This is a genomic window from Thiocapsa sp. UBA6158, assembly GCF_002423035.1.
GTDB lineage: Bacteria > Pseudomonadota > Gammaproteobacteria > Chromatiales > Chromatiaceae > Thiocapsa.
The window spans coordinates 1-19,434 of sequence record NZ_DIUM01000128.1 but is presented as its reverse complement, the minus strand read 5'-3'; the positions used below and the strand labels follow the sequence as shown (position 1 = coordinate 19,434).

General features: G+C 64.3%; 18 protein-coding genes, 1 tRNA gene and 1 pseudogene. 12 read left to right on the top strand and 8 right to left on the bottom strand.

Going from position 1 to position 19,434, the window contains the following annotated elements:
• Positions 1-109 precede the first annotated feature (109 nt).
• From B4N44_RS17305 to B4N44_RS17280, 6 genes are all read left to right on the top strand, one after another.
• Positions 110-1,156 carry an RnfABCDGE type electron transport complex subunit D gene (locus B4N44_RS17305; protein WP_296703497.1) on the top strand — a complete coding sequence of 349 codons (1,047 nt, stop codon included), beginning with the start codon at positions 110-112 and terminating at the stop codon, positions 1,154-1,156.
• A 4-nt stretch (positions 1,157-1,160) separates the two neighbouring features.
• Positions 1,161-1,859, top strand: a complete 699-nt coding sequence (locus B4N44_RS17300) for an FMN-binding protein (protein WP_296703494.1) — start codon at positions 1,161-1,163, stop codon at positions 1,857-1,859.
• Positions 1,860-1,874: 15 nt separating this feature from the next.
• A complete protein-coding gene (gene rsxE, locus B4N44_RS17295; protein WP_296703491.1) occupies positions 1,875-2,576 on the top strand; it encodes an electron transport complex subunit RsxE in 702 nt (233 codons plus the stop codon).
• Complete coding sequence (locus B4N44_RS17290; RefSeq protein ID WP_093033699.1) at positions 2,566-3,156, top strand: electron transport complex protein RnfA; 591 nt, start codon at positions 2,566-2,568, stop codon at positions 3,154-3,156. The genes rsxE and B4N44_RS17290 overlap by 11 nt, the downstream gene beginning before the upstream one ends.
• Complete coding sequence (locus B4N44_RS17285; protein ID WP_296703487.1) at positions 3,149-3,316, top strand: hypothetical protein; 168 nt, start codon at positions 3,149-3,151, stop codon at positions 3,314-3,316. Before B4N44_RS17290 ends, B4N44_RS17285 begins: the two co-directional genes overlap by 8 nt.
• Positions 3,317-3,457: 141 nt before the next feature.
• Entirely contained in the window at positions 3,458-4,318 is an 861-nt protein-coding gene (locus B4N44_RS17280) for an oxidoreductase (RefSeq protein ID WP_296703484.1), read from the top strand.
• A gap of 197 nt (positions 4,319-4,515) precedes the next feature.
• Here the strand turns inward: B4N44_RS17280 and B4N44_RS17275 are convergent, their stop codons facing one another.
• A complete protein-coding gene (locus B4N44_RS17275) occupies positions 4,516-5,019 on the bottom strand; it encodes a YbaN family protein (protein WP_296703482.1) in 504 nt (167 codons plus the stop codon).
• A gap of 270 nt (positions 5,020-5,289) precedes the next feature.
• Positions 5,290-5,718, bottom strand: coding sequence for a hypothetical protein (locus B4N44_RS17270; RefSeq protein ID WP_296703480.1), 429 nt, complete (start codon positions 5,716-5,718; stop codon positions 5,290-5,292).
• Positions 5,719-5,919: 201 nt separating this feature from the next.
• Between B4N44_RS17270 and B4N44_RS17265 the strand changes: the two genes are divergently transcribed.
• The 4 genes from B4N44_RS17265 to katG all read left to right on the top strand — a co-directional run bounded on the left by B4N44_RS17265 (position 5,920) and on the right by katG (position 10,809).
• Positions 5,920-7,002: an adenylate/guanylate cyclase domain-containing protein gene (locus B4N44_RS17265; RefSeq protein ID WP_296703477.1), complete on the top strand. Its 1,083-nt coding sequence runs from the start codon at positions 5,920-5,922 to the stop codon at positions 7,000-7,002.
• Positions 7,003-7,069: 67 nt separating this feature from the next.
• On the top strand, positions 7,070-7,450 hold the full coding sequence (locus tag B4N44_RS17260; RefSeq protein WP_296703475.1) for a DUF2784 domain-containing protein: 381 nt from the start codon (positions 7,070-7,072) through the stop codon (positions 7,448-7,450).
• A 200-nt stretch (positions 7,451-7,650) separates the two neighbouring features.
• Positions 7,651-8,328, top strand: coding sequence for a DUF2779 domain-containing protein (locus tag B4N44_RS17255; protein WP_296703472.1), 678 nt, complete (start codon positions 7,651-7,653; stop codon positions 8,326-8,328).
• Between the two features lie 261 nt (positions 8,329-8,589).
• Complete coding sequence (gene katG / locus B4N44_RS17250) at positions 8,590-10,809, top strand: catalase/peroxidase HPI (RefSeq protein ID WP_296703506.1); 2,220 nt, start codon at positions 8,590-8,592, stop codon at positions 10,807-10,809.
• Positions 10,810-10,896: 87 nt separating this feature from the next.
• Here katG and B4N44_RS17245 read toward each other — a convergent pair whose 3' ends face one another.
• From B4N44_RS17245 to ettA, 5 genes and pseudogenes are all read right to left on the bottom strand, one after another.
• Positions 10,897-11,619 (bottom strand): ArsR/SmtB family transcription factor, encoded by a 723-nt coding sequence (locus B4N44_RS17245; protein WP_296703469.1) that lies wholly within the window; start codon positions 11,617-11,619, stop codon positions 10,897-10,899.
• A gap of 163 nt (positions 11,620-11,782) precedes the next feature.
• Complete coding sequence (locus B4N44_RS17240; RefSeq protein WP_296703466.1) at positions 11,783-12,592, bottom strand: OmpA family protein; 810 nt, start codon at positions 12,590-12,592, stop codon at positions 11,783-11,785.
• A 116-nt stretch (positions 12,593-12,708) separates the two neighbouring features.
• Positions 12,709-13,593: an ATP-binding protein gene (locus B4N44_RS17235; RefSeq protein ID WP_296703462.1), complete on the bottom strand. Its 885-nt coding sequence runs from the start codon at positions 13,591-13,593 to the stop codon at positions 12,709-12,711.
• A gap of 101 nt (positions 13,594-13,694) precedes the next feature.
• A complete protein-coding gene (locus B4N44_RS17230) occupies positions 13,695-15,740 on the bottom strand; it encodes a putative bifunctional diguanylate cyclase/phosphodiesterase (protein WP_296703460.1) in 2,046 nt (681 codons plus the stop codon).
• 28 nt (positions 15,741-15,768) lie between these two features.
• Positions 15,769-17,419, bottom strand: a pseudogene (gene ettA / locus B4N44_RS17225) (energy-dependent translational throttle protein EttA).
• A gap of 233 nt (positions 17,420-17,652) precedes the next feature.
• Between ettA and mobB the strand changes: the two are divergent.
• Entirely contained in the window at positions 17,653-18,204 is a 552-nt protein-coding gene (gene mobB / locus B4N44_RS17220; RefSeq protein ID WP_296703504.1) for a molybdopterin-guanine dinucleotide biosynthesis protein B, read from the top strand.
• A 102-nt stretch (positions 18,205-18,306) separates the two neighbouring features.
• Here mobB and B4N44_RS17215 read toward each other — a convergent pair whose 3' ends face one another.
• On the bottom strand, positions 18,307-19,140 hold the full coding sequence (locus B4N44_RS17215; RefSeq protein ID WP_296703458.1) for a class I SAM-dependent methyltransferase: 834 nt from the start codon (positions 19,138-19,140) through the stop codon (positions 18,307-18,309).
• Between the two features lie 130 nt (positions 19,141-19,270).
• On the opposite strand from B4N44_RS17215, the gene B4N44_RS17210 reads away from it, so the two are divergent.
• Positions 19,271-19,361 (top strand) — tRNA-Ser (locus tag B4N44_RS17210).
• Positions 19,362-19,434: the final 73 nt, after the last annotated feature.

The following is a 19,434-nucleotide window of genomic DNA, read 5'->3' as shown; positions in this document are numbered from 1 at the left end:
GTTTGCCCGCCGCAGTGCGATTTTGCCGGAGCACTTGCCGTTAACGCCGGGCAAGACTTGCCGGAGGCTGGAGGCTGGAGGCTGGAGGCACTCCCAAGGACCACCCGCCATGCCTAAACCGATCGAAATCAGAACCTCACCGCATCTGAAGCGGGCGATCAGCGTCGACCGCATCATGCGCAATGTGGTCTTTGCGCTCTTGCCGATCTGTGCCTTCTCGGTCTTTCAGTTCGGGCTGAGCGCGCTGCTCCTGCTCCTGACCACGACGGGTGTTGCGATCGCGACCGAGTGGTTTTTCGCACGCACAAGCGGGCGGGGCAACACCGTCTCGGACTGGTCCGTCGTCATCACCGGCATCCTGCTTGCGCTGACGCTGCCTCCGGGCTTTCCGCTGTGGATGGCCGCGGTCGCGGCCTTCATCGGCGTGGCCTTGGGCAAGGCACTCTTCGGCGGTCTCGGCTACAACGTCATGAATCCGGCCCTGGTCGGACGCGCCTTCGTGCAGGCCGCCTTCCCGGTGGCGATCACGACCTGGACGCCTGCGTTCGCGCCGGGTCGCTTCACCGAGGTCATCCCCTCGACCTTCACGCTGCCCTTCATGCAGCCGATCCCGGTGAAGGATTGGATTGCGGGTCTGCAGCTCGATGCCTGGACCGGTGCCACACCGCTCGCTCTGCAGAAGTTCCAGCACATCGAGCTGCCGGTGACCGATGTCTTCACCGGAATGATCGCCGGCTCGGCCGGAGAGACCTCCGCTGCACTGATCCTGATCTGCGGGCTCTGGCTCGCCTCCAAACGCATGCTGGACTGGCGCATCCCGGCCGCCGTGATGGCCGGCGCGGCACTCACGACTCTGCCTTTTTGGCTGATGGACGCCAGCCTCTATCCGAGTCCCTGGTTCGTGCTCTTCTCGGGCGGACTCATGCTCGGGGCCTGGTTCATGGCGAGCGACATGGTGGCCTCGCCGGTCACCACCAGCGGCGTCATCGTCTACGGGCTCTTTATCGGATCCTTGACGGTCGTTATCCGACTGTTCGGCGGGCTGGTCGAAGGCATCATGTATGCGATCCTGCTGGCCAATGCGCTTGGACCCTTGATCATGAGCTGGACCCAACCTCGGGTCTACGGAGCGGTCGGAAAGGGCCGGGGGGAGTGAGCGAATGAGCAACGACGCGCACGTTCAACCTCAGACGCCGGTTCAACCCGCAGCCACGCCCTCTTGGGCCATGCTCCGCACGCTCGGCGGTATCGCCATGATCTCGGGTCTGCTGGTGGTCCTCGTGGAGCACTACACCCAGCCGATCATCGCCGAGAAGCAACGCATCCTGACCGAAAAGGCGGTCTTTCGGGTTCTGCCCGGGGCGGTCGCCAAGCACGATTTCCTGGTCACGGCCGAGGGTCGGCTGGTGCCGGCTGAGCCGGGTGTGAGCGGCGACCCGCTCTATGCGGCCTACGATGCCGAGGAGCGGCTCAAGGGTCTGGCCTTCATCGGTGTGGGCGCAGGCTATGCCGGCCCGGTGCAGGTGATGTTTGCCTATGATCCCGAGTGCCGATGCATCGTCGGCAGCAAGGTGCTGAAATCCAACGAGACGCCCGGATTCGGCGACAAGCTCGACAGCGACCCCGAGTTCCTGAGGAATTTCGAGGCGCTCGATGCCGGGCTCAACACCGAGGGTACGGCGCTTGCGAACCCGATCGTGACCGTGAAGCACGGGACCAAGACCGAACCCTGGCAGATCGACGCCATCACCGGCGCGACCATCTCCTCGCGCGCGATGGGCAGGGCGGCGAACCAGGCCGCTGAACGGGCCGTTCCCGCTATCCAGCGCGATCTGGCGACCCTGTCGCAACCAAACTAACGCGGAGCTTTTCGCATGGCTGAATCGCCCAATCGGAGCGCGAGTGTCCCCCCGCCCACGCTCGCTCTGAATCCGCAAGAGACGCTCACCGCGGACACCTTCATTCGTGGACTGTGGAAGGAGAACCCGGTCTTCGTGATGTTGCTCGGCATGTGTCCGGTGCTGGCGGTGACCAATACCTCCATCAACGCACTCGGCATGGGCTTGGCCACCACCTTCGTGCTGGTCGGCTCGGGCGTGCTGGTGTCCCTGCTGCGCAACTGGATCCCCAAGCAGGTGCGGATTGCGAGCTATATCATCATCATCGCGACCTTCGTGACCGTCGTCGACTACGGGATCCAGGCGATCAGCCTCGAGCTCTACGCTGCGCTCGGTGCCTTCATCCAGCTCATCGTGGTCAATTGCGTCATCCTCGGACGGGCCGAGGCCTATGCCTCCAAGCAGCGCCTGCACACCACCTTGATCAACAGTCTCGGCATGGGCGCCGGCTTCACCCTGGCACTGCTGTCGCTCGGCACCGTACGCGAGATCCTCGGCAACGGAACTCTCTTCGGCGTTCCGCTCTTCGGCGAGGGCTTTCAACCCTGGGTGATCATGGTCCTGCCGCCGGGCGGTTTCTTCGTGCTCGGGGCTTGGCTGCTGCTCTTCAACTGGCTGCGTTTGCGCAAAGAGCGCAAGGTCATGCAAGGCTCCGGGGTCGCCGCCAATGCAGGATGAATCGCTCTATCTGATCTTTCTGAACGCCGCTGTCGTCAACAACTTCGTGTTGGCGCTCTTCCTGGGCATCTGTCCCTTCCTCGGCGTCTCGGCGAAGAAGGAGACCGCCTGGAATATGGGTCTCGCGGTCATCTTCGTGATGCTGGTGAGCTCGGTCAGCGCCTACGGCATCAATTGGCTGCTGACTGAATTGGATCTGCTGTTCCTTCGGCTGATCTGCTACATCGCCGTCATCGCCTCGGCCGTGCAGCTCGTGGAGATGCTGGTCAAGCGCTACAGCCCGGCGCTCTTTCGCTCGCTCGGCATCTTCTTGCCGCTGATCACGACCAACTGCGCCATTCTCGGCCTTGCACTGTTTCAAACCGCGAAGGAATACGACTTCGTGCAGAGCCTGGTCTATGCACTGGGCGCGGGCGGCGGCTTCATGCTGGCCTTGATGTTGATGGCCGGGCTACGCGAGAAGCTCGAGCTTGCCCGCGTGCCGAGCGTCAGCCAGGGCGCGGCCATGAGCCTCATGCTGGCGGGGCTTCTGTCGCTCGCCTTCATGGGCTTCGCGGGGCTCGGAGGCTCGCATGGTTAAGGTGCTCTTGGCCTCGCTGATCATCTTTCTGGTGCTCGCGGCCTGGGTCATGGTGGAGCGCCTCTATGCCGCCTTCGCCGCCCGTCATCCTGAACTCGGGCCCTTTCGCCGCAACGACGGCGGGTGCTCCTGCGGCAGCGGAAGCTGCGAGCGACGCTGATCGGGCGCCGCCTCACCGATTCAGAAAGGGCCCGAAAGAGGGTTTTGTCAGCTTCGTCGTCGCGCGTGCGACGCCGAATCATCACAGTCATTTCGTCTCGGCTCCGGTGGAGCCCGCTAGAGTATAAGGAGCGCGTAAACCATGAGTGAAGCCCCGGCCGATTTGGGTCCGACGACTCAGGCATTCATCAAGGATTCCAGGCGAATCACACCCGAGAACTCGGACGAGGTCCGCCATATCACCCTGCAGGTGGTCGATCCGGCTTTTCAATTCGTCGAAGGCCAAAGCATCGGCGTGGTGGTGCCGGGACCGCATCCCTTCGGTAATCCATACCATGTGCGGCGCTATTCGATCGCCAACGCGCGCACGATCCCGCTCGACTCGGGTATTGCACTCGATCTTCTGGTCCGTCGCTGCTTCTATATCGACGAGGTCAGTGGGGAGCGCTATCCGGGTATCGCCTCGAACTATCTTTGCGATGCAAAGCCGGGTGCACCCTTGACCATCACCGGCCCCTATCTCAGTCCATTCAGGATGCCGTTGGACAACCGCGCCAATCTACTCATGATCGGCACCGGGACAGGCATTGCCCCGTTCCGCGCCTTCGCTCAACTGATCTACGAACGGCGCGGCGATTGGAAGGGGCAGGTTCGCCTGTATTACGGCGGCCGCAGCGGTCTGGATCTCATGTATACCAACGACGAGACCAGCGATCTCGCCAACTATTACGACGACAAGACATTCAAGGCATTCAGAGCGCTCGGCACGCGTCCCTTGATGTCGTCCTCGCAGGCATTGGAGCGCGGTCTTTCCGACAATGCCGACGAGGCCTTGCACCTCATCAAGGAGCCCACGACGCATGTCTTCATCTCGGGACTGGGCAAGATCGCAGCTGTCTTCGACAAGGTGATGGCGGAGCGTGTGGGCTCGTCCGAAGACTGGAAGGCGATCAAGAAGAAGATGATCGACGATGGACGTTGGTCCGAGCTGATTTACGATTGAGACCGGGCAATCGATACCTGGGCTTGACCGACCGGTCCATACGATGGACGAGCGCGAGAGAGGTCCACCGCGCCCTGCGTCGGCGCCGGTGGACTGCGCTGCGCTTGACACTCGTGCGTTTGTGCAGAGACCCCGGGCTTGCTCGGGCGTCGCGTGGGGCGGATGAATGTTGCTGCGCTCGACCGATCCTACGCGGCTCAGCTCGGCGGGTCTCGAGGCGATTTCGCTGAATTCGGCGCGCGCGAGAAGGCGTTGAGGTCCAAGGTCACCAGAGCCTGCGTTTGCGGTTTGGAACCCTCCGGACGTGTTCCGATCCACAGTGCCACCAGGCCCAGAATAGCCGCCACCGACATCGCCAGCACGGGCCCCGGTGTGGCGAGTCCGTACCAGACCGACCAGCTGATCGCCATGCTGCCGATGGCCGCCGTCTTGCCGGTCCGGCACATCTCGCCGCGCTCGAGAAACACTCGAATCGATGCGCCGAAACGCGGGTGCTCGACCAGGAAGCGCACCCGCTTGGGCGAGCTGCGCAGCCACAGCCAGGTCGCACAGATCCAGAACACCGTGGTCGGCATCAGCGGCAGCACCATCCCCAAAAAACCCAATCCGAAGCAGAGCCAGCCCAACAGGTTGTAAACCCGGCGGCGGTTTCCGCCGACGCTTGCGACAGTGGGATCTTGCTCGGAGATATTGCCGTGCATCGGGTGCTCCAGACTGAAGGGTCGACTTCCGAAGGGACACCGAGGCTCGACGACCCGAATCCGGGATCGACTCCCCTGCGGCTCCGCTCCATCCAGAAGGACCCACAACGGCCCAACTGACTGCGAGGCCGAGAGTATAGCGGCTCGCGACGGATACGCCCATCGGCCGAAAGAGGCAGGCACGCGCCGGAAACGCCGCGCCGACAGCGCGGCCCGCCGCTTGGCCCGGGTGCGGGTGAGACCGGGCCGGCTCGGGAGAGACGGCGTGAGCTAAGGCGTGGGCGAGACGGTGATTCCGCGCGCCGCGAGCCACTGAGTATCGAGCTGCCATTCCACTGAGTCGACCCGGGGTTGTGCCAGAATCAAACCTTGGGCACGCTTTTGATGATCGATCAGATCCTGTTGGGCGGCGATCACTTGCGGATCATTGTCCGCCTTGTTGGTCAGATTCGGGTGGATGATGGCGAGGAAGCGATAGGCCGGTACATCGAACGAGCGCGGTGTGGAGATGGTCGCGACCCCGTTCTCGAACGAGACCACCCGGAAGCGATAGGGGTAGGAGGACACCAGCGGATCTGCTTCGAGGACTTGATCGAGCTCCCAAACCTGCGGCTTCCAGGCCGAGGCGATCCAAACGGCCAGGGCGCCGATGACGACGACGCCGATTGCGATACTGTAGATACGGGTGAAACGATCCATCCGGGGGTGTCTCCTGTCGGTGCATGGCATGACGAGGACGCTGCGAGACGTCCCCGAAGAAGCAGCAGCTTGCTCCGCCCGCAACCTGTATCCCATGAAAAACGTCAATCAATTCCGATTGCCGCAGGGCTTTTTACGCTCCGCCGTTGTCTAATTTGTACCCTATGCTTGTCGACGGGGATCTAGAGGCAGTCTTGTCCCATGCAGCACAGAGACAGACAGTCGTTGGTTGCGGGTATCTCCGGCCTGGCGCAACAGGTCTACGACACCGAGGCAGCGAACCGACAACAGGAGGCGATGACCGAGCGGCTCAATCCGCTGCTCGATGCCTTTTTGCTCGAATCTCAGCCGATCGAAGAGGTCGAGGCGACCGTCCTGATCGCCGATATTCGCGGCTTCACGGCACTGACCGAATCCCAACCCGTTCAAACCATCATCAGCCTGCTCAATCGGTATTTCGCGCGGATGGTGGAGCTCGTCCACCGTCACGGTGGCGTCGTCGACAAATTCATGGGCGACGCCGTGATGGCGATCTTCGGCGCGCCTGTGCGTCGCGACGATCACCTCAAGCGCGCGCTTTGCTGTGCGGTCGAGATGCAGCAGGCGATGCTCGGGCTCAACCGCGAAAGCCAACTGATCGCAGAGCCCAGCATCTATGCCGGTATCGCCGTCAACAGCGGCAGCGTGATGGCCGGCAGCTTCGGCTCGCGGGTCTACAACGAGTACACCGTGATCGGCGACACGGTCAATCTGACGGCCCGGATGGAGGGCTACAGCCTGCGGGGGCAGGTGTTGCTCAGCGATGCCAGCTATGCGTCCGCGCGCGACTATATCGATATCGGCAGTGCGAACTCGGTTTTCGTGAAGGGCAAGGCACGCGAGATCACACTCTACGAGCTGCTCGCCGTCAAAGGGCCGGAGCGACTGGTGGTTCCGCGGATCGAGATCCGTCGCTCGCCGCGCGTTCCGGTTGACTTTCCGATCGTCTTACGTCGAGTCGAGTCCAAGTGCATCCAATCGCAACGCTTCATGGGCAAGGCAAACGATCTGAGCTATTACGGGATGAACGCCGATCTACCCCTGATCCTGCCGCCCTATTCGGAGGTCATCCTGACCTTCGCACCCGAGTTCGGTGCCGATCCGGCGACCGAGGTCTATGCGCGGGTCCTGCGAACCCAGCCGAGCGAGGGATTGCACCGCACCAACCTCGAGTTCACGACGATCGACACCCCCGGGCACCGTCTCGTGAAGCGATACGTCGATCAGCTCCTCTGGCGGCATTGAGCGATCGGCACATCGGCGTCCGCCCCCTGGCCGTCAAGCCCGTGAGCGTCGAGCGAGCCGTGGTGGCATGAACCCGAGCCTCGTCGCCGACGGTCTCGTCCTGCTGCACGCACTCTTCATCGCCTGCGTCGCCCTCGGCGGCTTCTTGGCGTTGCGCTGGCCGGCGGTGGCTTATCTGCATCTGCCGTGTCTGCTCTGGGGAATCCTCATCGAGCTCGGCGGCTTCATCTGTCCGCTCACGCCCCTCGAGGTCCAATGGCGACTCGCAGCAGGCGAGGGCGGCTACAGCGGCGGTTTCATCGACCATTACATCATGCCTTTGATCTACCCTCCCGGCCTGACCCGCTTGACCCAGCTCATGCTCGGTCTCGCGCTCGTGCTCGGAAACGGGCTCATCTACGGATACCTCCTGTACAAGCGCGCTCGCCGCAGTCGCCGTTACCCGTAGGTTTAAGGAACCGACAACGCGAATACTCCGAGCCAGTCGATCCGTTCTCGCCACCCGGACTCGCCTTCACAACCGGCATACGACAAGACCTGTCGCGTCATGGGTGCACTCTAGGTCCCACGCGCAGCCTGCGGAGAGGAAACACCTCGGATCGCGGCGAGCGCGCCATCCCCGAACAACGGACCGGAGTCTCCAGGATCATGACTGTTCGCCAGCCCCCCAAACCTGCTTCACTGCGTGATACCGCCTTCCCGCGCCACTACCTGCGGATCGGCTTTCTGGACGTCGCGACGCCTGCGCCGGCCGGGTCGCCACACACCGAGCTCATGCCGTACCAGTGGAATTGCCATGTCGAGTCCGAGAGCGGCCTGACCGAGCAGTTCGGATTTCTGGATACACGCGGACTCGACCCGCGATCCGAGCTGCTCGAAACACTGTTCGCCGTCATCGCGCGCAGTGGCGCGATCCTGGTGCATTCCGCCCGCGAGACGGCACTCCTGCACGGGCTACACCGCCATCTTGCCGATCCGCCGGGAGCACTCGCCGATGCTCTGACCCGATTGGTGGAGGTCGATCGATTCGCGCAACAGCGAAAGCAAACCGACATGGGTCGCGCCGTGTCGGTCGACGACTCGACGACATCGGTGCTGTGGCCCGACGATGCCGTCGACCCCTCGCCCGAGCTGCGCGACGATCGGGCGGCCCGGCTCGCTTATCTCGAGCTCATTGATGCGCGCACCCGCATCACTCGTCGGCGCCAGCTCATCCGTACCCTGGTTCGGTACGGCGATCGGCAGCTCTCGGATCTGGTGCAGGCCTTCGCCGAGCATGCGCGAGGTGATCCGGATCCGGCGGCATCGGGTCAGATGCTCAATTAAACCGCGCCGGCTCCGACACTCGTCGGAGCCGGCGCGGCCAAGTCGGTGATCGTCGACACCAATCGATCCAACCGATACTCTCTGTTTGCGCATCGCCATGCGTTGGCCTACCTTCAGCGTGCGCACCCCCCTCTCAACGCAGAGTCAGTGCGGTTTTGCGCGACGACGCTCGGCCAGGACCGAAGCGCGAAGACCGGTGCAGGACGACAACGGATGTTGCACGCCCCGGTCACACTCACACTAGACGAGGAGTTGATTTCCATGCTCATGAAGGCGATCCCGGCGGCCGTCCTCGCTGCCCTCCTGACCACCCCCGCAGCCGCAGAGACTGCGATGGAGGTCGGCAAGGCGAAGCCAAACAGTTTCTGGTGGCCCGACCAGCTCGATCTGCAGCCCCTGCGCGACCACAACCCGGCGTCCAATCCCTACGGAGCGGATTTCGATTACGCAGCGGCCTTCGCGAGTCTCGACCTCGCTGCAGTCAAGGCGGACCTCAAGACGTTGATGACCACGTCCCAAGACTGGTGGCCCGCCGATTACGGCCACTATGGTCCCTTGTTCATCCGCATGGCCTGGCACAGTGCCGGTACCTACCGGGTGGCGGACGGGCGCGGCGGCGCCGGTGGCGGCCAGCAGCGCTTCGACCCGCTCAACAGCTGGCCCGACAACGTCAACCTCGACAAGGCGCGGCGTCTGCTCTGGCCGATCAAACAGAAGTACGGCCGCAACATCTCCTGGGCCGATCTACTGGTGCTCGCCGGGACCGTCGCGATGGAGGATATGGGATTCAAGACCTTCGGCTTCGCCGGCGGCCGGGCGGACGACTGGGAGCCCGATCTGGTCTACTGGGGTCCGGAGGCGGACATGCTCGGGCGCGAGCGCTACGACGCAGACGGCAAGCTGGAGAACCCACTCGCCGCCACGCAGATGGGCCTGATCTATGTGAATCCGGAAGGCCCGGGCGGCAATCCCGATCCGCTCGCGGCCGCCGAGCAGATCCGTGAGTCATTCGGCCGCATGGCGATGAACGACGAGGAAACCGTCGCCCTGATCGCCGGTGGTCACACTTTCGGCAAGACTCACGGCGCGGGCAAGCCGGATGAGTGTGTCGGCGCCGAGCCTGCTGCCGCGCCGCTCGAGCAACAAGGCTTGGGCTGGGCCAACCGCTGCGGCAAGGGCAACGCCGAGGACACCATCGGCAGCGGTCTGGAAGGTGCCTGGACCGCCGCGCCGACGCGCTGGACCATGCTGTATCTGAGCAACCTGTTCAACTACGACTGGGAGCAGACCCGCAGCCCGGCCGGCGCCATTCAGTGGAGACCCAAGGACGGAGCGGCCGCCGGCACGGTCCCCGACGCCCACGTTGCGGGCGTCAGCCACGCGCCGATCATGTTCACGACCGACCTGGCGCTGAAGCTCGACCCCACCTATCGCGAGATCTCCAAGCGCTTCCTGGAGAACCCGCAGGAATTCGAGCTCGCATTCGCCAAGGCCTGGTTCAAACTGACGCATCGCGACATGGGGCCCCGCGCACTGTATCTCGGCGACGAGGTGCCCGAAGCGGTGATGCTCTGGCAAGACCCGGTGCCCGCCGTGGACCATGCGCTGATCGACGACAACGACATCGCCGAGCTCAAGACGCGCATCCTGAGTTCCGGTCTGACCACCGGTGAGCTGGTGCGCACCGCCTGGGCGTCGGCATCCACCTTCCGCGCAAGCGACATGCGTGGCGGTGCCGATGGCGCACGCATCCGCCTGGCGCCGCAGAAAGACTGGCCGGTGAATGATCCGACAAGCCTGGCGAGCGCGCTGCAGATCCTGGAGGACATCCAGAGGACCTTCAACACGGGCGCATCCGACGGCAAGCAGGTCTCGCTGGCCGACCTGATCGTCCTGGGCGGTGCCGCGGCGATCGAGCTGGCGGCCAAGGATGCCGGCTATGACGTGGCGGTCCCCTTCACGCCCGGACGCACGGACGCCACCCAAGAACAGACCGATGTGGAGTCTTTCGCCGTCCTCGAGCCGACCGCCGACGGTTTCCGCAACTACTTTGCGGAGGGCAACCGCCTGTCGCCGACCGAGCTGCTGGTGGACCGTGCAGACCTGCTGGGGCTGAGCGTTCCCGAGATGACGGTGCTGGTCGGCGGGATGCGCGCCTTGGGTGCCAACAGCCGCGGCTTGCGTCATGGCGTGCTCACCGCACGCCCCGGCCCGCTGACCAATGACTTCTTCGTCAACCTGCTCGACATGAACACCGTCTGGTCGCCGGCGGCGGACGTCGACGGACTCTACGAAGGACGCGACCGTGCAAGCGGCGAGCTGAAATGGACGGCCACGCCGGTGGACCTGATCTTCGGGTCGAACGCCGAGCTGCGTGCCGTCGCCGAGGTCTATGCGTCCGCGGACGGAGACGAGGCGTTTGTCCGAGACTTCGTCGCCGCATGGACCAAGGTGATGACGGCCGACCGCTTCGATCTGTAGCGAGGCTGATCAAGGGTCGCTCGGGCCCGGGTTGGCGTCAGCCCGGCCCGAGCACGGGGACGATGGCGAAGAGCCGGCACCGGGCACTCAGGCGTCGACCGGCAATCCGGCCCTTCGCCACTCGGGCAGACCGTCCTGCAGTCGTCTTGCCTGAAACCCCGCTTCGCGCAGGCGCGCCACGGCCTCGAAGGACAGGACGCACCAGGGACCCCGGCAGTAGGCGACCACCTCGCGCTCTTGCGGCAACTCGCCGAGTCGGCTCTCGAGCTGATCGAGCGGGACGTTCAGTGCACCCACCAGATGCCCTTGGGCATACTCCTGCGGAGGGCGCACATCGATCACCGTCACCAGCCCGTCGCGGACGCGCGCCAGCAGCTCGTCCGCCGGGATCGGCTCCAGTGCATCGCGCTGCTTGAGGTAGCTCGCGATCAGCTCGGCGACGGCCTCTTGATGGGTCTCGGCGAGCAGACGCAGCGTGGCGAGCGCATCGAGCACACGCTCGTCGGCCAGTGCGTAGTAGATGTGTTTGCCGTCGCGTCGCGGGGTCACGAGACCCGCGCCCTTGAGCTGCTGCAGATGCTTGGATGTGTTGGCGATCGAGAGACCTGCGGCCCGTGCCAGATCCTCGACGTTGCGCTCGCACTGCGCGAGTAAATCCAGCAGCTCCAGGCGAGCGGCGCTGCCCAGACCGCGGGCGATCAGCGCCAGATGCTCGAACAGTGCCTGCTTGGGCGCGCGCTCGGGATTCGGCTCGGGAGCCGGACCGGGGGATGGCTTGGAGGCCCGAGGAGTGATGCGGGCTTTGGGCATGTCCAACGTGCTGCTCCGATACAGATGAAGGCTCGACGGCGGGGGTGTTCGAGGTGCTTCGTGAGGCTGGTCGAGCGGATCGCGTTGCCCGCAATCGCCCTCTTCCGAGGAGCTGATCGCCGATCTGCGCCGAGCGCTCGTCCGAACCGACCCGGCCTCGGCCTTATGGCTCGATCAGATAGATCTCGATCCGACGATTGCGCTCACGCGCCGCGATCGTCCGATTGTCCGTGATCGGACGGATTCCGCCCAAGCCCTCGGCCTGAATGCGCTCGGGATCGATACCCGCCTCGGTGAAGACATCGCGAACCAATCGGGCTCGGTCTCGAGTCAGCTGTTGGTTCTGACGCGTGTTTCCCTTGCTGTCGGAGTGTCCCTCGATCCGTGCGCGCATGTGCTCGTAGCGCTTGAGCACCTCGGCGATCTCGTCGAGGACACCCGGTGTCACGGAGGCGAATTCCGCCCGGCCCACCTTGAACGAGAGCTCGGATTCACCGAGCGCGATCACATGACCGCGTTCGCTCGCAAGTGCACCAAGCTGCCCGAGTGACTCGTCCAATCCGGCACGATCCACCGCCGGCGCCGCTTCGACGGGCGGGGGCGAGGTCGTTGCCGACACAGGCTCGCGAGTGCTGCGATCCGCCAGCCGGACGAGCTCATCGTCGATCCGCTTGCGTTGCTCCTGCAGGGTCGCAACGTCTTCTTCCAGCCGCTGGATCTTCTGCCGCAATTCAGTCAGCCGTGCCTCGACGGCCGCTTCATACGCGTCTGTGTCGATCGGTGCAGGAGGTGTCTCGAGCGGGCTCGCGACGGCGATATCGGCGCTCTCGCGGGTCTCTTCGGACGACGCCGAGAGTACCGCCGTGTCCGTTCCCGGCCTCAGGTCCATCAGGAGACCGGCAGCAATGGCGAGAGCGAGAACGATCGAGGCGAGCACCCATGCCGATCGCCTTGAGTGGGTTGTACCGGACATGCTGATTCCTCGGGAGGTCAGTCGTTTCGCAACGCGGTATCGGGTGCGGCTCGGGGTGTGTGGATCCTCGCGCACGCGAAGGATAGCAAAACGGGTCGCGCAGATCCGCGCCCCGATCAAACCCGCCCGGACCAATCGCGCGCGAACTGCCAGGCCGTGCGACCGCTGCGCGAGCCGCGACGCAGGGCCCATTGGAGCGCGGCACGCTCGAGCGCTTCGCGCCGCGCGGATGTGTCGGTCTCGGAGGCCGCCGATTCGGGTGTCGTGGCGAGACGGGCAAGCCAGTGGTGAACAAGGGCGAGGTATTGGGCCTGACTGAAGGGGTGAAAGGCGACCCAGAGACCGAATCGATCCGAGAGCGAGATCTTCTCCTCGACCGATTCACCCTGGTGCAGCTCGCCGTCGACGATACGGGCCTCCCGGTTCTCCGACTGAAGCTCGGGCAGCAGATGACGGCGGTTGGAGGTGGCGTAGATGAGCAGGTTCTCCGGTGTTGCCGTGATCGAGCCGTCCAAGGCGGCCTTCAGCGCCTTGTAGCCGGATTCGCCGGCATCGAAGGAGAGGTCGTCGCAGAAGAGGATGAAGCGCTCGGGGCGGTCGCGAATCAGCTCCAGGATCTCGGGGAGCTGAATCAGATCGTCCTTGTCGATCTCGATCAGACGCAGTCCGCGCTCGCGCATCGCATTGAAGACCGCCTTGATCAGGGATGATTTGCCGGTCCCGCGCGAGCCCCACAGCAGGACGTTGTTGGCCCCGCGACCAGCGAGGAACGCCGCGGTGTTGCGCTCGATCTCGGCCTTTTGCCGATCCAGACAGAGCAGATCCTCGAGGCCGATCCGATGCGGAGCGGGCACCGCCTGCAGCCAACCGCGATCGCCGCGGCGGCGCCACCGAAAGGCGTGGGCGGTCCAGTCCGGGGACTCGGCGCCGCCGGGCAGCAGCACCTCGAGACGCTCCAAAAGGGTCTCTGCGCGTTGGAGTAGTCGTTTCTTGGCACCCATCTCGCTCTTCGTCCTGTCTTAAACCGCGCCGGCTCGAGCGGTTGTCAAGTCTGCCGGGGCCGATCCCATCCAAAAACATCGCATGCCGCGCCGGGCGCGGTTTAAAGCGCGACCGATCGACCCGGGACATCCGCCGCAGCCGGCACGGATGCATCCTGTCTCAAGGCGCGATCCAGCCGAAGATCCTCCAGGCGCAAGGGTCGTCCGACTGCGAAGCCTTGGGCATAGTCCACGCCCATCGTGCGCAGTCGCTCGACCAGCTCAGGGGTCTCGGCCCATTCGGCGATCGTCTGCATGCCCAACACATGTCCGATCTGGTTGATGGATGAGACGAGCGCGCGATCGACGGGGTCGGTCTCCAGATTGCGCACGAAGCTTCCGTCGATCTTGAGATAGTCCACCGGCAGGAGCTTCAGATAGGCATAGGAGGCGAAACCCGTTCCGAAATCGTCGACCGCGAATGAGGTTCCGAGTGCACGCATCTCCAGCATAAAGGTCCGTGCGCGGTGCAGATCCGCCACGGCGGCCGTCTCGGTGATTTCAAAGCAGATGCTGGAGTAGGGGACCGCGTACTCGGCGAACTGACGTTTGAGATACGCGGTGAAGCCGTCGTCCATCAGCGTGGTCCCGGACAGATTGATCGCGAGCATGAAGCGATCCGGAACCGCTTTGTGCCAGGCGGCAAGTTGCTCGGACTGACGCGAAAAGACGTGCGTGATGATCCAGCGGTCGATTGCCGGCATCAGGATATGACGCTCGGCCGCTTCGATGAAGGTGTCCGGCACGACGGCATTGCCCTTCTCGTCCTGCATCCGAGCCAGGATCTCGTAATGCATCGGCCCATCGCTGACCTGGAGCGGTTGGATGGGCTGGGCCATGACTCTGAATCGCCCCTCGCTCAGCGCGCTGCCGATGGCGGGGACGAGGGCGAGATCACCGCGGTGACGGATGCTCTCGGCATCGCGATGGCTGTAGATGTGCAGGCGATTCCGGCCTTTATCCTTGGCGACACCGCACGCGATATCGGCCTGTCCGAGCGCATCGATGGCCTTGGTCGTGACCGGGTCGAACACGACGAGGCCGATGCTCAGTGTGATGTCGAACGAACGCTCCTGCCAGGTGAAGGGAAGATTGCGGGTCGCACGCATCAGGTCTTCGCAGAGATCCTTCGAGCGGGTTGCCGCATCACCGACGAAGAGAGCGACGATCTCGTCTCCGCTCAAGCGCGCCAAGGCGGTTGCGGCCGCCAACTCGGTCTTGACGATGTGCCCGAGCTGCTCCAAGACCTTGTTGCCGGCGGCATGGCCGAAGGTATCGTTGATGACCTTGAAACGATCGATATCGATCAAGCAGAGCGCATGTGCGGGATGTTCCTCGCCGCGCCGCGGCGTGACGGCATCGAGGATGCGCTCGAAGGTCGGTCGGTTCTGAAGCCCGGTCAGCGGGTCGCTGTGCTCGAGGAAATCCATGCGTTGCTCGCTGCGCTCGGACTCGGTCATGTCCTCGGCGATCAGCAGTCGGAACTCCTCGCCGTCGAGCGTCAAGGCACGGGTCAGCACGCGCATCGGGAACGGCCGATCATCCGCGCGCACACCCTGAAGGTGGAGCACGCGAGGTCCGCGTTCGGGACTCGCCCCGGAGCCATCGACACCATCCGACAGACGCAGATCCGGGATCAGGATCTCGATCGGCAAGGCCAGGGTCTCCTCGCCGAGGCGTCCGAAGAGGATCTCGGCGGCCGGATTGAACAAGCGGATTCGGCCGTCGATATCGGTCAGGATCACACCGTGCGAGACGGTGCCGAGCAGCGCGCGCAAGGTCTCGGCCGCCGCGTCCAGATCAGCGAGCTCGCGCAGCTCCGCGCGTGCGAGCACGCGGAAACGTCGATAGAAGAACAGCGCGATCATCGCCGTTGCCGTCGCAACCAGCAGTGCCGGTACCAGTGTGACCCCGAGCTCGCCGTGTCCGCTCGAATCGGCCGTGAGCGCGGACATCCGCTCGCGATACTCCCGGGTCGCCAAGCCCAAGGTCAGGAGGCTGCCGCCCAGGGCGACCAGGTAACCCCGTGTCGCCGAGCGCGTCGAGGCGGCAACAACCCGCGGGGCTCTCCGGGGATGCCGAATCAACCGGTTCAGACGCAGTCTCATGGTCCGGCGCGGACGGCCGCGCAGCCGTCTAGGCGGTGAGCCTGCGATATTTGAGCCGGTGCGGCTGATCCGCCTCGGTGCCCAAGCGGCGATGCCGGTCGGCCTCATAGTCGGCGTAGTTGCCTTCGAACCAGGTCACACGCGAGTCGCCCTCGAAGGCCAGGATGTGGGTCGCGATGCGATCCAGGAACCAGCGATCATGGCTGATCACCACCGCACAGCCCGGGAAGGTCAGCAGTGCCTCTTCGAGCGCGCGCAGTGTCTCCACATCCAGGTCGTTGGTGGGTTCGTCGAGCAGCAGGAGGTTGCCGCCGCTCTTGAGCAGCTTGGACAGATGCACCCGGTTGCGCTCCCCGCCCGAGAGATCGCCGATGCGTTTTTGCTGATCGGTGCTCTTGAAGTTGAAGCGGCTGCAATAGGCGCGCGAGGACATCTCGTAGCGACCGACCACGATGTTGTCGGCCCCGTCGGAGATCTCCTCCCAGACGGTCTTGCTGTCGTCGAGCGAGTCGCGGCTTTGATCGACATAGGCGATCTGAACCGTCTCGCCGATGCGCAGGTTGCCGGCGTCGGGTGTCTCCTGACCGGTGAGGATGCGGAAGAGCGTGGTCTTGCCCGCGCCGTTCGGGCCGATGATGCCGACGATGCCGCCCTTGGGCAGTGTGAAGGAGAGGTTGTCGTAGAGCAGATTCTCGCCGTACGCCTTCTTCAGACCCTCGGCCTCGATGACCAGGTCGCCCAGACGCGGACCCGGCGGGATATAGATCTCGTTGGTCTCGTTGCGTGACTGGAATTCCTGCGACTGCAGCTCGTCGAACCGTGCCATGCGCGCCTTGCTCTTGGCGTGACGACCTTTGGGGTTGGAGCGCACCCATTCCAGCTCGTGTTTCATGGACTTGATGCGCGCCTGCTCCTGCTTCTGCTCGAGCTCCAGACGCTGCTCCTTCTGCTCCAGCCAGGATGAATAGTTGCCCTCCCAGGGGATACCGTGTCCGCGGTCGAGCTCCAGGATCCAGCCCGCGACATTGTCCAGGAAGTAGCGGTCATGGGTGACGGCCACGACGGTGCCGGGATACTCGTGCAGGAAGCGTTCGAGCCAGGCGACCGATTCGGCGTCGAGATGATTGGTCGGCTCGTCGAGCAGCAGCATATCCGGCTTGGACAGCAGCAGACGGCAGAGCGCGACCCGGCGGCGCTCCCCGCCCGAGAGCTTGGTCACGTCCGCATCCCAGGGCGGCAGACGCAGCGCATCGGCGGCGACCTCCAGAGTGCGCTCCAGGTTGTGTCCGTCGGTCGCCTCGATCAGGTTCTCGAGCTCGGCCTGCTCCTTGGCCAGGGCGTCGAAGTCCGCATCCGGCTCCGCATAGGCTGCATAGACCGCATCGAGCCGCGCCAAGGCCGCCGTGATATGGCCGAGCGCCTCCTCGACATTGCCGCGCACGTCCTTGGTCGGATCGAGCCCGGGCTCCTGGGAGAGAAAGCCGATCTTGATGCCGGGCTGAGGACGCGCCTCGCCCTCGATCTCGGTGTCGAGACCGGCCATGATCTTGAGCAGGGTCGATTTACCCGAGCCGTTCAGACCGAGCACGCCGATCTTGGCGCCCGGGAAGAANNAGGATCTGGCGTTTGGGCGGCACGATCTTGCCGACCCGGTTCATTGTGAAGATATATTGAGCCATGGATACGGGGTCTTTTCTTCGGGACTTGAGTCTGAAGGGGGTGCGTTTCGCGAGGGACGCGCGGATGATGCGCGGTGTCGGTCGTGACCGGGATAGGGGCCGACCGCTTCTGCGCGACATTCTGCGCCGGCCTTCGAGAAATGTCCAAGGCGCGGGCGGCGCTGCCGCGATTAGAATACCGAACAAACAGGCGCGCCGCGCAACGGCGCTGCACGCGGCCATGCACAGCGAGGATCAACCCGATGGGCGAGACAGTCATTCCCGTGGTCGGCTTCGTCGCCCCGAGCGGGTCGGGCAAGACCAGCTTGATCCGACAGGTCGTCGCCGTCCTCGGCGGTCGTGGTCTGCGTGTCGGCTACCTCAAGCACGCGCATCATCGCTTCGATCTGGACGTGCCCGGCAAGGACAGCTACGAGGTGCGCGAGGCCGGTGCGCAACAGACCCTGCTGGCCTCCAAGGCACGCTGGGCGTTGCAGGTCCGGAATCCGGTACAGGGCGAGGATCCGGATCTCAACCGGATGCTCTCGCGCTTCGAGCTCGAGCAGCTCGATCTGATCCTGGTGGAAGGTTTCAAACATGCGGACTATCCGAAGATCGAGGTCCATCGATCGGCCACCGGGGAAGCGCCGCTCTATCCGGGCGATCCGGGCATCATTGCCGTGGCCACCGACGTGCCGCTCGCGATCGAGCCGCCGTTGGTCGTCCTGCCCCTGAACGCGCCCGAGACCCTTGCCGATTTCATCCTCGCGCATCTCGACGACATCCGCTTGCGCATCGTCTCCTGATACGCCTCGAGTCAGCGAAAAACCCGGACACCGAAGCGGCCGATCGCGGTACAGTCCAGGCCTGCGTGATGCGCGCATCCCGTCATCGCGGCCCCAAGGCGCCTATTTCTCAGCCGTCAGATACGCGATCCACCCGGCGTCCGGCTCCCCGCTCTGCACCGGCACGAAGACGCCGTCCGGTTTCCCGTCCGCATCCCAGCCCTGCCAGTAGACCATCACACGTGAGAAACCGGCCTGGTCCAACAACTCGCGGATCTCCGGCAAGGTCCACAGACGCCAGTCGTAGCTGAAGGCCCGTGGCCATTCCGATCCATCGTCGAACCGAAAATGAATATGACAGACCAGCCTGCCGGTCACGGGCTCGTACAGCGCCTGCTCCCAGATATAGGTGAAGCCGCCGCCTTGCGGATCCTTCACACGCCGCTCCTCGCTCAAGAGGCGAAAGGTGTCGTAACCCCCGAAGGCGTCGAGAAAAAAGATCCCGCCCACGGCCAAGGCATCACGCGCACGCTCGAAGTAGCGCAGCAGATGGCAGCGGTCGCGGAGCAGCCAGTAGCTGCAATTCATCGCCAAGAGGATATCGGGGGAGGGCGTCTCGACCGCGCGGACATCCCCCTCGATCAGCGCGACGCGCGCCTGTGCGCCCGCGTCCAGCGCCGCGAGATTATGGCGCCGTCCCCATGCCAGGACATCGGCGTCCAGATCGACGCCGAGCGCCCGATTGCGTTTACGCCGACCCACCCACTCGCAGCACACCGCCGCCGTCCCGCAGAAATCCTCGCGCAGCATGCGGGCGCTTCGCCCGCGCAGTTGCCGAAAGGTCCGGTCGACGAAGTCGATCTCCGTTCGAGGATTCTGGACCGCGAGCTGATAAAGGCGGTAACGATCGGCACGTGCCGCCATCGTCGAGCGCGCCGGATCCTTTCGAGAGGCCATGGTCCTGTCGACTGCTCCTTTGGTTGATTTGAAAGCGATCCGACCTTGCTGTAGTCTACGCGGCTCGCGAGCTGATAGACGACGGATCGGGGATCGATTCCCACCCGCACGTCACAACCGCGATTCCTGCGGAGAGGTGTCCGAGTGGCTTAAGGAGCACGCCTGGAAAGTGTGTATAGGTTAACAGCCTATCGAGGGTTCGAATCCCTCCCTCTCCGCCATACACGCAGCCAGATCGCTCCACGAGCGCCGCGTTTGTGCGGAGCTCACTCCCACGCTCCGCGTGGGAGTGTC

Excerpts from the sequence above, each read along its gene's own strand:
- B4N44_RS17215 (WP_296703458.1), bottom strand. The coding sequence starts at position 19,140 with ATGGCCTCTCGAAAGGATCCGGCGCGCTCGACGATGGCGGCACGTGCC.
- B4N44_RS17245 (WP_296703469.1), bottom strand. The coding sequence starts at position 11,619 with ATGCCCAAAGCCCGCATCACTCCTCGGGCCTCCAAGCCATCCCCCGGT.
- katG (WP_296703506.1), top strand. The coding sequence starts at position 8,590 with ATGCTCATGAAGGCGATCCCGGCGGCCGTCCTCGCTGCCCTCCTGACC.
- B4N44_RS17285 (WP_296703487.1), top strand. The coding sequence starts at position 3,149 with ATGGTTAAGGTGCTCTTGGCCTCGCTGATCATCTTTCTGGTGCTCGCG.
- B4N44_RS17230 (WP_296703460.1), bottom strand. The coding sequence starts at position 15,740 with ATGAGACTGCGTCTGAACCGGTTGATTCGGCATCCCCGGAGAGCCCCG.
- B4N44_RS17240 (WP_296703466.1), bottom strand. The coding sequence starts at position 12,592 with ATGTCCGGTACAACCCACTCAAGGCGATCGGCATGGGTGCTCGCCTCG.
- B4N44_RS17300 (WP_296703494.1), top strand. The coding sequence starts at position 1,161 with ATGAGCAACGACGCGCACGTTCAACCTCAGACGCCGGTTCAACCCGCA.
- B4N44_RS17235 (WP_296703462.1), bottom strand. The coding sequence starts at position 13,593 with ATGGGTGCCAAGAAACGACTACTCCAACGCGCAGAGACCCTTTTGGAG.
- B4N44_RS17255 (WP_296703472.1), top strand. The coding sequence starts at position 7,651 with ATGACTGTTCGCCAGCCCCCCAAACCTGCTTCACTGCGTGATACCGCC.
- B4N44_RS17305 (WP_296703497.1), top strand. The coding sequence starts at position 110 with ATGCCTAAACCGATCGAAATCAGAACCTCACCGCATCTGAAGCGGGCG.
- B4N44_RS17265 (WP_296703477.1), top strand. The coding sequence starts at position 5,920 with ATGCAGCACAGAGACAGACAGTCGTTGGTTGCGGGTATCTCCGGCCTG.
- B4N44_RS17290 (WP_093033699.1), top strand. The coding sequence starts at position 2,566 with ATGCAGGATGAATCGCTCTATCTGATCTTTCTGAACGCCGCTGTCGTC.
- B4N44_RS17270 (WP_296703480.1), bottom strand. The coding sequence starts at position 5,718 with ATGGATCGTTTCACCCGTATCTACAGTATCGCAATCGGCGTCGTCGTC.
- rsxE (WP_296703491.1), top strand. The coding sequence starts at position 1,875 with ATGGCTGAATCGCCCAATCGGAGCGCGAGTGTCCCCCCGCCCACGCTC.
- B4N44_RS17275 (WP_296703482.1), bottom strand. The coding sequence starts at position 5,019 with ATGCACGGCAATATCTCCGAGCAAGATCCCACTGTCGCAAGCGTCGGC.
- B4N44_RS17260 (WP_296703475.1), top strand. The coding sequence starts at position 7,070 with ATGAACCCGAGCCTCGTCGCCGACGGTCTCGTCCTGCTGCACGCACTC.
- B4N44_RS17280 (WP_296703484.1), top strand. The coding sequence starts at position 3,458 with ATGAGTGAAGCCCCGGCCGATTTGGGTCCGACGACTCAGGCATTCATC.